This is a genomic window from Pseudomonas sp. ADAK21, from assembly GCF_012935735.1.
Taxonomy (GTDB): Bacteria; Pseudomonadota; Gammaproteobacteria; order Pseudomonadales; family Pseudomonadaceae; genus Aquipseudomonas; species Aquipseudomonas proteolytica.
The window spans coordinates 4,843,107-4,855,999 of record NZ_CP052857.1 but is presented as its reverse complement, the minus strand read 5'-3'; the positions used below and the strand labels follow the sequence as shown (position 1 = coordinate 4,855,999).

Here is a 12,893-nt window from a genome sequence, read left to right as displayed (position 1 = left end):
GTAAGCCTTGCAACAGAGCCCTCGGATGGGGGAATCTCTGACTCAAGCTGTGCAACCACTCCAGGGGTAGCGACATGACCACCAATCACCTGCTTGCCAATCTGTTTCCCACCGCCAACGACATTCCCGAACAATTTCGCCTCGCCGCCCCCATCGAACAGCGCGACTATCTGGTCGACGGCCAGTTGCGCACCTGGAACGGCCCCTTGGCCCAAGTGCGCAGCCCGGTCCAATTGGTCGGCGCTGATGGTGACACGCCAGTGATTATCGGCAGCACCCCCCTGCTGGATGCCGACACCGCCCTGCTCGCCCTCGACGCAGCGGTGCGAGCCTATGATCGTGGCCAGGGCCAATGGCCGACCATGCGTGTGGTCGAGCGGATCCAGCACGTCGAGGCTTTTTTGCGCCGCATGCGCGAACAGCGCGATGCCGTGGTGAAACTTCTGATGTGGGAAATCGGCAAGAACCTCAAGGATTCCCAGAAAGAATTCGACCGCACCTGCGACTACATCACCGACACCATCAATGCCCTAAAGGAGCTGGACCGCCGCTCCAGCCGCTTCGAGCTGGAACAGGACACCCTGGGGCAGATCCGCCGCGTGCCCATGGGCGTGGCACTGTGCATGGGCCCCTACAACTACCCGCTCAACGAAACCTTCACCACGCTGATCCCGGCGCTGATCATGGGCAACACCGTAGTGTTCAAGCCGGCCAAGCTTGGCGTGCTGCTGATCCGTCCGTTGCTGGAGGCCTTTCGCGACAGTTTCCCGGCCGGGGTCATCAATGTGATCTACGGCAGCGGCCGCGAAACCGTCAGTGCGCTGATGGCCAGCGGCAAGGTGGATATCTTTGCGTTTATCGGCACCAACAAGGCAGCCAGTGATTTGAAGAAGCTGCACCCTCGCCCCCATCGCCTGCGCGCGGCCCTGGGGCTGGATGCGAAAAACCCCGGCATCGTATTGCCGGAGGTCGATCTGGATAACGCGGTCAACGAAGCCGTCACCGGCTCGTTGTCGTTCAACGGCCAGCGCTGCACCGCCTTGAAAATCCTGTTTGTGCATGAAGCGGTGGTCGAGCGTTTCATCGAGAAATTCAACCAGAAGCTCGCCACCCTCAAGCCGGGCATGCCCTGGGAGGACGGTGTGTCGCTGACACCGTTGCCGGAAGTAGGCAAGGTGGATTACCTCAACGGCCTGGTGGCCGATGCCGCGCAACACGGGGCCACGGTGGTGAACGCCAATGGAGGTGCCAGCCGTGGCTCGTTCTTTTACCCGGCGGTGCTGTACCCGGTGAACCCGCAGATGCGTGTGTATCACGAGGAGCAGTTTGGCCCGGTGGTGCCCATCGTGCCCTATCGCGACCTGGACACGGTGATCGACTACGTACTGGAGTCGGATTTCGGCCAACAGCTGAGTATTTTCGGCACCGACCCGGCGCAAGTCGGGCGCCTGGTGGACACCTTCGCCAACCAGGTGGGCCGGATCAATATCAACGCCCAATGCCAGCGTGGCCCCGATACGTTCCCGTTCAATGGTCGCAAGAACTCGGCCGAGGGCACGCTGTCGGTGCATGACGCGCTGCGGGTGTTCTCGATCCGCACCCTGGTGGCAACCAAGTTCCAGGACAGCAACAAGGCCCTGATCAGCGATATCATTCGTGACCGGGCGTCGAGCTTCCTGACCACCGACTATATTTTCTAGATTCGACATTGCTCCAATGTGGGAGCGGGCAAGTCCACTCCCACATTGGACTGCATGACATCTATAGATGAGGCCCTCTTAATCCCGATGAACCTGCCGCCCTTCGCCCGCCGCCTGTTGCGGCCCCTGCTCGACCCCTATCGCCGCTATCGCAACGCCAAGCTGATCCACGCCGTGCGCGTGTCCATCGGCCTGCTGGCCACCATCCTGCTCACCACCGGTCTGAACCTGCCCCATGGCGAATGGGCCTCGGTGACCATGCTGGTGGTCATCGGCGGCTTGCAGCACCACGGCAATATCGGCAAAAAGGCCGTGGAACGGGCCTATGGCACGCTGATCGGTGCCAGCGTCGGCCTGTTGCTGGTGGTGCAAGAAGCGTATGTGGGCCAGCCACTGCTCACTTATCTGCTGATGTCAGTGGTGTGCGGATTCTTCTCCTATCACGCCATCGGCAAGGGTGGATACACCGCACTGCTGTCGGCGATTACCGTGTTTATCGTGGCTGGGCATGGGGCTAACCCGCTGTCCGATGGCCTGTGGCGCACCGTGGATATCCTGATCGGCATTGCCCTGGCCCTGGCATTTTCCTTCGCCCTGCCGCTGTATGCGGTGTATTCCTGGCGCTACAACCTGGCCAGCGCCCTGCGCGATTGTGCCGCCATTTACAGCCGGATCATCAGTGGCCAGTCGGTCACCGATGATGAACATCTCAAGCTGCTCAACCGCTTGAATGCGGCGATGCTGCAACTGCGCTCGTTGATGCCGTCGGTGTCCAAGGAAGTGCGGATTTCCATGACCGAACTGGACGCGATCCAGCGGCATCTACGGATGTGCATCAGCACCCTAGAAATTCTCGGTAACACCCGTCCCGATCCACGAGATGAACAGGGCATGGCGCGCTTGCAACTGGCGCTCAAAACGCAGCACCGGCAAATTCGCGTGCAGTTGATCGCAATGGCGCGGGCACTACAAACCGGCGCCGCGCAACGCCTGGAGCGGGCCAGCCCGGTCCCCGCCGAACAGCCGTCGCCGGATACTCCCGTGCACAGTGCGCTGGATGGTTATCGAATGTTGACGGCACAACTGGCGGCAAATATCGATGAAATGCATGCGCGACTGGCGAAAAGTGTAAAGGCCTGGAATATCTGAAAAGCGTTGCGAAATAATATTGGATCCACATTTTTTTCACGTTTTATTCACATCCGCAAACGTAAGGTGAAGCCTCATCCGTTACAAATGTTGCATATCAAGCCCGCCGCCCCAGCGGGCTTTTTTTTGCGCGCGATTTGATCAGAACAGCACCGCCAAACTTGTGCGAGCACCTGTTGAGCCTAGCGCAGGCGATAGAGCCGACTCGATATGCCGGCGAAGCCGAGTCGCCCACCACTCTTGTCAAAAGTAAATAAGCTATTGATTTTAAATAACTATATTTTACTTGGATGGCCGTACTTGTGTGGCGAGCGGGCTTGCCACGAGAGGTAGTGGGGACTCCTCCATTTGATTGCGACGGGTTCAGCGGGCGACTTTGCTGCTCGCCGGCAGCGCCGACTGTTCACGAATCGCTCGCTGGGTATCGAGTACCCGCCCCAGCGCCGTTTCGGCTTCCGGGCTTTGCTGTGGCACACGAATGGCCGCCGAGACCAGCGTGATCAGCTTGGCCATGACTTCCGCGTCGGTCGCCGGGCGTCCCAGGCTCATGGAGTTCATCAGCAGGCGCAGCTCGGTGCCGGCCATCACCCCGGAAATCGCCTTGAGGGCAAATTGCAGGCGCACCCCCAGCTCATTGCGCGGCAGATCGGGCAACGCCAGGGCGAAGGCTTCGAAGAAGCGCTGGAACACCGGCTGGTAATGGACCTTGAGGTATTCCTGGATGAAGGGCGAAGTGTCGCTGTAGACCCGACCCAGGAACCGGATGAAGGAACGCCCTTCGCCGCTGGCCGGATCACTGCGCTCCAGGCCCATGGCCGGGGCGAACAATACGCCGAGCAAGGTATCGCAATCGAGCGGGCCGTCAGACTCTGCTTCGCAGCGGGCGAGCAACTCCAGGCGCTGCTCGTTGAGCGGCTCCAAGCGTTGCATCAATAACGTTTTCATCAGGGAATCCTTGTCCCCGAAGTGATAATTGACCGCGGCGAGATTGACCTGGGCCTTCTCGGTGATTTGCCGCAACAACACGGCGTCGTAGCCGTACTTGATGAAGAGAGCCTCTGTCGCATCCAGCAGTCGAGTCTTGGTTACATTTGGAGCGCTGAGTTTCTTCGCGACCATATAAGTTCCACGGAGGAAATATGTTTTAAAAAAAAATTTGATTTTTTATACCGGGGCGGGTGTCCGAAAGCAAGTAGTGACAGTGCGCCATACTATCCAAACCCAGGGCGGGTCGCCCTGTAAACGTTCCCCCCAGGGTGGGCCCAAGCCTTTTCCAAAGGCCAGAATCGGCTCCATAACCAGAAAAACCCGCTCTATCTCTGTGGCTGGCGAAGCCGCTGGATCACGGTTACTATTCAAACAATGTTTTTAAAAGAAGAATAAAAACCAGTTGTTGGCAGCCGCGGTGCGGTTCCTGAACATGTTTCAAATATTTTCAGGGATAGGCCGGATTGCCGCAGCGCAAGGCGTAGTCATGATGACAGATACCCCAACGCTCCCAGGCTTCATTTCCCTGCAAGGCATCGGTAAAAGCTATCAATTGGCTGGCCAGCACCTGGCCATTCTCAACGACGTCAGCCTGTCCATCGCCCGTGGCGACAGCTGCGGCATCCTCGGCGCATCCGGCTCCGGCAAAAGTACCCTGCTCAATATCCTCGGCCTGCTGGACCTTCCGGACTGCGGCGCCTATCGCTTTGCCGGCCACGACATTTTCAACGCTACACCGGACCAGCTGGCCGCGCTGCGCAACCAGCAGATCGGGTTTGTCTTCCAGAGCTTCAACCTACTGCCGCGTCTCAGCGCCCTGGACAATGTCGCCCTGCCCCTGGCTTATCGCGGCGTGTCGCGCCAGGAATCGGTAGTGCAGGCCCTGCATATGCTGGAGCAGGTTGGCCTGGCCGACAGGGCTCATCATCGCCCCGCCGACCTGTCCGGCGGCCAGCGCCAGCGGGTGGCGATTGCCCGGGCACTGGTAGGCGCGCCGGCGGTGATTCTGGCCGACGAACCCACCGGCAACCTCGACAGCCACACCGCCCAAGACATCATGGACCTGCTGCTGGCCCTGAACCGCGAGCAAGGCGTCACGCTGATCATCGTCACCCATGATGCGCAGATCGCCGAACGCCTGAATCGCCAGATCCTGGTACGCAACGGCGTGGTTCATCAGGCAGAGTGCGTATGAGCCTGCGGGTCGAACAGAGCCTGAGCCAGTTGCTGCACGAAGCATTTGTGAGCCTGCGAACCCTGGGCAAGCGCTCCATCCTGGCCTTGTTGGGGATTGTCATCGGCAGTTCATCGGTGGTCGCGCTGATCAATATCGGGCATAACGCCGCCGAGGATGCGGCGATGATTTTCAAGGACATGGGCACCGATACCCTGGTGGCCCAGTTCCCGCCCAAGGGCAACAGCACCGCGAAGATGCCCACCAGCCTCAACCTGCAAGCCGTGCGCCAGGCCGTGCCGGGCATCCTCCACATCGGTGCCATTTCCTCGTTCAGCGGGCCGGTCATCTTTCATGGTCGCACCACCAACGCCGGCTTGATTGGCAGTACGCCTGGCCTCAAGGATGCGATGCGCCTGGTACTGCGCGAAGGTCGCTTCCTGTCCGAGTTCGATAACGGCGAAACCTACGCCGTGGTCGGCGACCAGATCGCCCAGGCGTTGAGCACGCCCGGCGACCCACTGCGCCTGGGTGACCGGGTGCGGGTCAACGACTACCTGTTCTTGATCATCGGCATCCTGCAGAACCAGCCGCGATCAATGCTGATTCCGGTGCAAACCAACGACTCACTGTTTATCCCGGCGCCTGGCATGCGCCGCATCTATTCTGCGCCGCAGGTTGGCAGCGTGATCCTGCGCACGTCCGCCGGCCAGGACATGGAGCGTATCGCCGCCGATGCCACCCACGCCCTGGGCGCTCAACTCACAGACCACACCGTAGAGATCCAGATCCCCCAGCAAATGATCGACGGCATGACCCGCCAAAGCCGCACATTCGCCTATCTGTTACTGGCCCTGGGAGCGATCTCCCTGGTGGGTGGCGGCGTCGGCGTGATGAATGTGATGCTGATGAACGTCTCGCAACGGCGCCGGGAAATCGGCATTCGCATGGCCCTGGGGGCGCGCCAGCGCGATATCCGCAACCTGTTCCTGCTCGAAGCCGTCACCCTCACCGCCGTCGGTGCGCTGTGCGGCGCGGTACTGGGCATGGGCGCGGCTTATCTCTACGCCTGGCTGTCGGGCTGGCAGTTTGCCCTGGCCGTGTCGGCCCTGCCTCTGGGGGTGGGCAGTACGTTGCTGGTGGGGTTGTTTTTCGGCCTTTACCCGGCCGTCTCGGCGTCTCGCTTGCAGCCGGTGGAGGCCCTGCGCGATGAATAAACTCTGGCTGTTGCTGATCGCCCTGGTGAGCCTGCCCTGTGTGGCCGCCGATATCGTGATCCGCCCTTCGGCGCCGACCACCACACGCAGCGGCTATGAGCGCAGTGTCTCGCTCAATGCCCAACTCACCACCTTGACCCTGGGCGATGCGGTGTACCTGGGCCTGCGCAACAACCCGGCGATTCGCAGCGCGTACCTGCAACGGGTGGCACAGAAATTCGACCTGCGGGTGGCCGAAGATGCCTTCAACCCCAAGCTGGTGCTCAACAGTGCCTACCGCACCACCCAAGGCAGTGACGACCGCGCTCGTAACGCCAACCTGGCGCCCACCACCAGCTTGCTTGGCGAATACGGCACTCGGCTGAGCATGGGCTGGACCCAGCAACTGAACAACGCCAACCGCGCCGGGCGCTACCGCAGCGACGGCCTGGACCTGGCCATCATCCAACCGCTGATGCGCGGTGCCGGTTGGGACGCCACCACCGCACCGCTGCGCTTATCGCGCCTTTCCGAGCAGGCCAACCGCTTGAACCTCAAGGCCAACGTCGCGCAGACCATCAGCCAGATCATCGCCACCTACCGCGAATTGCTGCGCGCCCAGGAGCAACTGAGCATCGCCCAGGAAGCGCTCAAGCGCTCCAACACCTTGCTGGAGGTCAACAAGGCGTTGATCGCTGCCGGGCGCATGGCCGAGTTCGAAATCGTCCAGACCGAAGCCGACATTGCCTCGCAACAACTGGGGGTCGAGGAAGCCCAGAACCAGTTGGACATGAGTCGTCTGTCGTTGCTGCGCCTGCTGGCCTTGGACCTGGCCACACCGATCCGCGCCACCGAAGCCCTCGAAGCCTCGCCGATGGCGATCGACAAACGCGAGGCGTTCAACCTGGCGCAAACCCAGCAGCCCGAATACCTATCGGCCCTGCTGGGCAGCCAACAGGCCGACCTCAACCTGGTGCTGGCCAAGGATTCCGGGCGCTGGCAGGTCGACCTGGTGGGCGGCGCCAATCAGATCCGCGCCAATACCGATAACGATGCAGGCAGCACCAGCAATCGGCGCTGGGACAGTTATGCCGGTGTCCAGGTGCGCATTCCCATCGGCGATATCAGCACCCGGCAGGCCGAAGTCCGCGCGCGGGTGGATGTGGAAAACCAGGCCATCTTGATCACCGACGCACGCCAGGAGCTGGAACGCAGCGTCAATAACGTGGTGCGCGACCTCGGCACCCGCTGGCGCCAGTATGAAATTGCCCAGCGGGCCGTGGAACTGTCGCGGCGCAAGATCGAGATCGAGCGGGACAAACTGGGCGCCGGGCGCTCCACAAACTTCCAGGTGTTGAGTTTCGAAGCTGACTTGCGCAGCGCCGAAAACTCCCGTCTCAATGCGTTGATTGCTTATCTGAATGCCCAGACCCAGCTCGACCTGACGCTGGGCATGACTTTGGAAAGTTGGGAAATCGCCCTCAATGACTACTAAAAAAGCCCTGCTGGGCGCTGGACTGCTGATATTGCTGGGCGCTGGCGCATTTGCGCTGCTCAGCCGCCCAACGCCTGCCGCCGACCAGGCCGCCATGGCCGAGCAGTGGCTTGAGATAAAAAATGATGCCCTGGTACACCAGATTGGGCTGGTGGGCAGGATCGAACCCGACACCACCATTACCCTCACGGCCCCCTTCGACGGCAACGTGCAAGCCAACCTGGTGGAACAGGGACAACGGGTCGAGGCCGGCCAGGTCCTGCTGCGCATGGACCCCGCTACCCTTGAAGTGCAACTGCGTGAAGCGTTGTCTACCCAACTCAAGGCCCGGCGCACCGTGCAGGAAATGCAGGACTGGGACGCCAGCCCCACGGTCAGCCGCGCCCGACGCGGCCTGCGCACCTCGCAAATGAGTGCCGACAACACCCAGCGCAAACTGCTTGAAAGCGAGAACCTGTTCAAGCGCGGCATCATCCCGCGCAACGAATTGGACGACCTCAAGCAACAGGCCCAGCAGCAGCAGTTGGATCTGGCTGCCGCGCGCAGTGAACTGCAACAAGCCCTGGACCAGGGCAAGGGTGAGTACCGACAGATTGCGGATATGGAGTTGACCAACGCCACGGTCAAGTACGAGGCCCTGCGCAAGCTGCTCGAAGGCCAGGAGGTCAAGGCCCCGTTTTCCGGGATTGTCGTGCCCCCACCGGGCAGCAGCTCCCCCCAGGGCGGCAGCAACAGCAACGTACCGGTGCAAGCGGGAAGCAAGGTCAGCCAAGGCCAGGTGCTGTTCGGGCTGGCCAATATCGAACGCCTGAAAATCGTTGCCAAAGTCTCTGAACTGGATATCAACCAGCTGCATCAGGGCCAGCCGGTGGAAGTCATGGGCGACGGTTTTGATGGCGAGCGCCTGAGCGGTTCCGTCAGTGTGGTCAGCGGCCTGGCGATCGCCAATGACAGCCAGGGCAGCGCGCAATTCCCGGTGACCCTGGCCATTCCAAAATTGACCGATAAACAGCTGCAGAGGGTCCGCCTGGGCATGAGCGCGCGCCTGACTATCGTGACCTATAACAATGAGCAGGCGATTATCGTCCCGGCCCAGGCGATCAGGCATGAGGCAGGCGGGCTTTCGGTGGAATATCGGGCAGCCATGAACAAGCCGGTGGAACGGGTGAAAATCACCACGGGACAATCGACTGCCCTAGGGGTGGAAGTGTTTGGGCTCCAGCCTGGGTTTATCAAAACTGTCTTGTGAATCCCTTTGTATCGTGCCTAAAAAACACTTTAGGAATTTACCTACATCAGCATAGGAAACTTACCACGCCATAAAATATTGTAAAAAAATACTCCTTAGGAAAGTATTGTCATCCGTTTTGCCTTGGGCGACAGGTGCGCAATATGAATCGTTATTCAAACATCAAAAAAATGGTGGCTGGCGGTGATTTATTTTGGAGTCGAACACAAGAAGCCCGAATGAGCGGAATTGTCGCCGACAATCTCGGTGACGGCTTCATGCAAGTCGATGGTGACCCATTCATAAACATGTGCTCTTACTCCTACCTCGGCTTGGACTCCAACATAGAAATTTTGAAGGGAGCAATAACGGCACTAGACTCGTCGCAAACCTTAAACTCATCCACATCCCGTGTCCGAATTTGTTTACCGCTATTGGAAGAGGCAGAGCTTGCACTGTCAGATCTGTTTTCCGTCCAGGTGCTGACTACAGTTTCATGCGCTTCAGCCGCCGCAGCAATGCTTCCATTACTCGCCGCAGGTTTATTCACACAAAACATCCCCCCGCTAATGATTTTTGACCAGTCCGCGCACTTCTGCTTGAGTTTGATGAAAGCCGTTTGCGCAGATGAATCCGAAGTAGTGACAGCACCGCACAATGACTTAAACTTTCTGGAAGACTGCTGCAAACAAAAGCAACGGGTCGCTTACATCGCGGACGGCGTCTATAGCACGGGAGGATCCGCCAATGTATCGGAGCTTATGAGCCTGCAAGACAAGTACGGTCTATTTGTTCTATATGACGAGGCTCATGGCCTGTCGGCACAGGGTACAAATGGCTGCGGATTAGTTCTCAATACAATGGGCACACTAAATAGTAACACCATGATCATCGCATCATTGAACAAGGGCTTTGGTGCATCGGGCGGGGCGATCCTCTTTGATTCGTCGATTAGCAAATCAAATTTATTGCGGTTTGGCGGCCCTCTCTCTTGGTCCCAACGAATTAACACAGCAGGTTTGGGTGCAATTATCGCGTCCGCAAAGATACATAGATCCACAGAACTGCAACACCTGCAAAACAGATTGACGACCAACATCCAACTGTTCGATACACACATCAAGACCACCTTGGCAGGAGATGGATTACCTATCAGGTTGATTCCCATGAGTGATGAGCAACATGCAATCACCACCGCAACAAAACTCATGGAGCGTGGATTTTATACATCGCCGCTATTTTACCCTGTCGTTCCCAAATCAACTCCAGGCCTCCGCGTCATGCTCAGAGCAAACATGGCCTCAGACGACTTAAAACAGTTTTGCACAGCGGTAAACTCAATGCTGTAGATGCAACCCCGCACATTAGGACGTCGTGACAAAAGGAATTTACATGTCATCATCCCCCCAGCAAGTACTCCTACTCGCTTGTTGCACGACCATAATTGCCCAGCTTGGTATAACACTATATATACCTGCAACAACCCAACTCGCCTCGATACTGAATACAGAAGATACGGAAAGCTATAAAGTTCTACTATTTTATTTGGGCGGCGCTGTACTACCGATAGTATTTATGTCACGCCTTATTCGCAGTTTCGGGCGCCACACTGCAATTCTCGTTTGCTGCGCGACTTTATTCGTCGGTAGCGTGCTGTCCTTATTCAGTTTGGGCTCCGAGGTGTTCTTTTTCTCCCGGCTCATGCAAGGCATAGGTGCTGGCGGAGGAGCTCTGATCGGCAGAGCACTGTTAACGGATATCTCATCAGGGGCAGCCCTTGCGAAAAACCTGTCTGTATTATCCTATTCATTTATTCTTGCGCTTATCGGCGGGCAAGTAGTAGGCGGCTTTCTGATATCAAGCCTTAACTGGATCGCTCTGCCATACCTAATGATCATCGGATTGATACTTACCTACGCACTAGCTTTTAAAATACGCACCCACCTTTACAAACTAGACGCCGTGGAAAAAGAATCCGCATTAACGCCAAACTACTACTCCACTGCAACCCAGCCCAGTTTTTTTCTACCGGTCATTTTAGGAGGGTGCGGCTATGGTATTTTTATTATCTATCAAGGTATCGGAGCGTATGTATTTCACTCTAATTTCCGTTGGAACAGCGCCGATTACGGCACATTCGGCTTGTGGTTGGGCCTGGCTTATTACTTAGGCGCACTGACTGTAAGGCGAGCCTTGACTGTTGTCAGTGTTTGCCAATTATCAATTTTTGGCGCATGCCTATTAATCGCTTCGAGCAGCGTGTTGTTTCTGGCCGCCTGGCAAAACATGTCAATCCACTTGGTTGTTGGGACCTATCTGGTTATTTGGTACGCCCAAGCAACACTCTACCCATGTGCAGCAGCCATGGCAGTAAGCAGAATACCCGGCGCCCACCCAATGATGCTGTTTAGTTTCCTACAACAATTGGTAGCGTTAATATTTGGTGCTCTTGCGACTTTTTTTATCCCTTACGGCATTCAAACTGTGGCACTGCTCACCGCATGCCTGGGTGGACTTGGTGTACTCACCACACTGCTCATTCTGAAAAGAGAGGCTTGATATGGACATATTGACTAGAAGTTGGCTATGCATGCCCGCCAGCCAAAAGCATATAGAACGGACAATTATTGAGTCTAGCGCCGATATCGTATTATTGGACTTGGAAGACTCAGTCCCAATGTACAAAAAACAATTTGCACGAGAACAACTGCTGGCATTGGACCACTCTATCCACAATCGGCGCAATCTAGCGATAAGAGTTAACACACTCACCAAACCAGAAGGCATCAGAGACTTGGTTTTCTTGTTAGACCACAACATTATTCCCGAATATTTGATCATCCCCAAAGTAGAGTCGGCCGGAGAACTGAGAGTCCTTAATGAACTGATATCCGCTACTGGCCAACGAGTAAAAACCTTTGCAATCATCGAAACTTTAAAAGGATTGCGCTGCATCGACTCCATTATCAATGAAAGAACAAACCTGCGCGGCTTGATTTTAGGTAGCGCTGACCTCTCCTCGGAGATCAATTTCAAAATCGCAGAGCGCGCGCTTACCCATATAAAATGCGATATAGCCATCGCTGCCCTCAGCATGGGGCTAATGGTAATTGATTCGCCCTGTTTTAAACTGAACAACGAAAAAGCGCTTAGAACAGAAATTGAAACAGCGAAAGAATTTGGCTATTCCGGAAAAATCGCCATTCATCCAGCTCAAGTAGAACTGATAAACAAATTATTTACCCCGACAGCAATCGAACTGAAAAAAGCACGAGCAATTATCAAATGCCTCGAAGCTGCGGGCCCAACGACAGCCATATCCACCTTAGATGGGGAAATGCTAGGCCCTCCTTTCGAAATCATGGCCCGCAGGCTTTTGAAAATTAACGAATCGCTCTCAAGAACCAATAGGAAGCCAGCATGAACATCAACCAATCGCTCCCCGGCAGCAAGGCATTAAGCAAACTAACCAAAGTTGGGCCCGGACGCTATCGTGAGGATCATGGGCTTGGCTTTGACGACTTTATTATTGGTGACATATTTGAACATCGTCCAGGCCGTACGGTGACAGAGGCGGATAACGTCTGGATGTCGTTAATCTGCATGAATAACCATCCTGCCCACATCAATGCAGAATATGCGAAGCAAACCGAATTTGGACAAATACTGGTATCAAGCCTGGTGACCTTTTCGATAGTCGGTGGGATGAGCCTGGCGAGCACGAGCGCAAAGGCAATTGCCAATTTAGGCTGGGATAATGTTCGTCTGGTAGCCCCTGTATTTGTCGGCGATACATTGTATGCAGAAAGCGAAGTCATCCACAAACGTCCCTCTGCCAGTCGTCCCGGACAAGGCGTAGTAACAGTGCGAACAAAGGGGCTCAAGGCAAATGGACAAATATGTTTATCCTACGAGCGCAGCTTTCTGATCACTCTCGACCAAGTACCCTTGGCATGAGTAGCCT

Annotated in this window: 11 protein-coding genes; 10 read left to right on the top strand and 1 reads right to left on the bottom strand. The window is 56.7% G+C overall.

The annotated features are described in order from the left end of the window. The first annotated feature begins 74 nt into the window (after positions 1-74). Together HKK57_RS21990 and HKK57_RS21985 are read left to right on the top strand one after the other, a co-directional pair. Positions 75-1,700, top strand: a complete 1,626-nt coding sequence (locus HKK57_RS21990) for an NADP-dependent glyceraldehyde-3-phosphate dehydrogenase (RefSeq protein ID WP_169390768.1) — start codon at positions 75-77, stop codon at positions 1,698-1,700. Between the two features lie 87 nt (positions 1,701-1,787). Next, on the top strand, positions 1,788-2,849 hold the full coding sequence (locus HKK57_RS21985; protein ID WP_159907860.1) for an FUSC family protein: 1,062 nt from the start codon (positions 1,788-1,790) through the stop codon (positions 2,847-2,849). 363 nt (positions 2,850-3,212) lie between these two features. On the opposite strand, the gene HKK57_RS21980 is transcribed toward HKK57_RS21985, so the two are convergent. Then, a complete protein-coding gene (locus tag HKK57_RS21980) occupies positions 3,213-3,968 on the bottom strand; it encodes a TetR/AcrR family transcriptional regulator (protein ID WP_029291156.1) in 756 nt (251 codons plus the stop codon). Positions 3,969-4,323: 355 nt separating this feature from the next. On the opposite strand from HKK57_RS21980, the gene HKK57_RS21975 reads away from it, so the two are divergent. From HKK57_RS21975 to HKK57_RS21940, 8 genes are all read left to right on the top strand, one after another. Further along, a complete protein-coding gene (locus tag HKK57_RS21975; protein WP_029291154.1) occupies positions 4,324-5,031 on the top strand; it encodes an ABC transporter ATP-binding protein in 708 nt (235 codons plus the stop codon). After that, complete coding sequence (locus HKK57_RS21970) at positions 5,028-6,227, top strand: ABC transporter permease (protein ID WP_169390767.1); 1,200 nt, start codon at positions 5,028-5,030, stop codon at positions 6,225-6,227. The genes HKK57_RS21975 and HKK57_RS21970 overlap by 4 nt, the downstream gene beginning before the upstream one ends. After that, positions 6,220-7,701, top strand: coding sequence for a TolC family protein (locus HKK57_RS21965; RefSeq protein ID WP_169390766.1), 1,482 nt, complete (start codon positions 6,220-6,222; stop codon positions 7,699-7,701). The genes HKK57_RS21970 and HKK57_RS21965 overlap by 8 nt, the downstream gene beginning before the upstream one ends. Beyond that, a complete protein-coding gene (locus HKK57_RS21960) occupies positions 7,691-8,950 on the top strand; it encodes an efflux RND transporter periplasmic adaptor subunit (RefSeq protein ID WP_070994206.1) in 1,260 nt (419 codons plus the stop codon). The genes HKK57_RS21965 and HKK57_RS21960 overlap by 11 nt, the downstream gene beginning before the upstream one ends. A gap of 143 nt (positions 8,951-9,093) precedes the next feature. Continuing rightward, positions 9,094-10,278, top strand: coding sequence for an aminotransferase class I/II-fold pyridoxal phosphate-dependent enzyme (locus HKK57_RS21955; RefSeq protein ID WP_070994205.1), 1,185 nt, complete (start codon positions 9,094-9,096; stop codon positions 10,276-10,278). Between the two features lie 43 nt (positions 10,279-10,321). Further along, a complete protein-coding gene (locus HKK57_RS21950; RefSeq protein WP_169390765.1) occupies positions 10,322-11,488 on the top strand; it encodes an MFS transporter in 1,167 nt (388 codons plus the stop codon). Between the two features lies 1 nt (position 11,489). Continuing rightward, positions 11,490-12,353: an HpcH/HpaI aldolase/citrate lyase family protein gene (locus tag HKK57_RS21945; RefSeq protein ID WP_420917541.1), complete on the top strand. Its 864-nt coding sequence runs from the start codon at positions 11,490-11,492 to the stop codon at positions 12,351-12,353. Next, positions 12,350-12,886, top strand: a complete 537-nt coding sequence (locus HKK57_RS21940; protein ID WP_070994202.1) for a MaoC family dehydratase — start codon at positions 12,350-12,352, stop codon at positions 12,884-12,886. Before HKK57_RS21945 ends, HKK57_RS21940 begins: the two co-directional genes overlap by 4 nt. Positions 12,887-12,893: the final 7 nt, after the last annotated feature.

Coding starts and splice junctions, on each gene's coding strand:
- HKK57_RS21990 (WP_169390768.1), top strand. CDS start 75: ATGACCACCAATCACCTGCTTGCCAATCTGTTTCCCACCGCCAACGAC.
- HKK57_RS21985 (WP_159907860.1), top strand. CDS start 1,788: ATGAACCTGCCGCCCTTCGCCCGCCGCCTGTTGCGGCCCCTGCTCGAC.
- HKK57_RS21980 (WP_029291156.1), bottom strand. CDS start 3,968: ATGGTCGCGAAGAAACTCAGCGCTCCAAATGTAACCAAGACTCGACTG.
- HKK57_RS21975 (WP_029291154.1), top strand. CDS start 4,324: ATGATGACAGATACCCCAACGCTCCCAGGCTTCATTTCCCTGCAAGGC.
- HKK57_RS21970 (WP_169390767.1), top strand. CDS start 5,028: ATGAGCCTGCGGGTCGAACAGAGCCTGAGCCAGTTGCTGCACGAAGCA.
- HKK57_RS21965 (WP_169390766.1), top strand. CDS start 6,220: ATGAATAAACTCTGGCTGTTGCTGATCGCCCTGGTGAGCCTGCCCTGT.
- HKK57_RS21960 (WP_070994206.1), top strand. CDS start 7,691: ATGACTACTAAAAAAGCCCTGCTGGGCGCTGGACTGCTGATATTGCTG.
- HKK57_RS21955 (WP_070994205.1), top strand. CDS start 9,094: ATGAATCGTTATTCAAACATCAAAAAAATGGTGGCTGGCGGTGATTTA.
- HKK57_RS21950 (WP_169390765.1), top strand. CDS start 10,322: ATGTCATCATCCCCCCAGCAAGTACTCCTACTCGCTTGTTGCACGACC.
- HKK57_RS21945 (WP_420917541.1), top strand. CDS start 11,490: ATGGACATATTGACTAGAAGTTGGCTATGCATGCCCGCCAGCCAAAAG.
- HKK57_RS21940 (WP_070994202.1), top strand. CDS start 12,350: ATGAACATCAACCAATCGCTCCCCGGCAGCAAGGCATTAAGCAAACTA.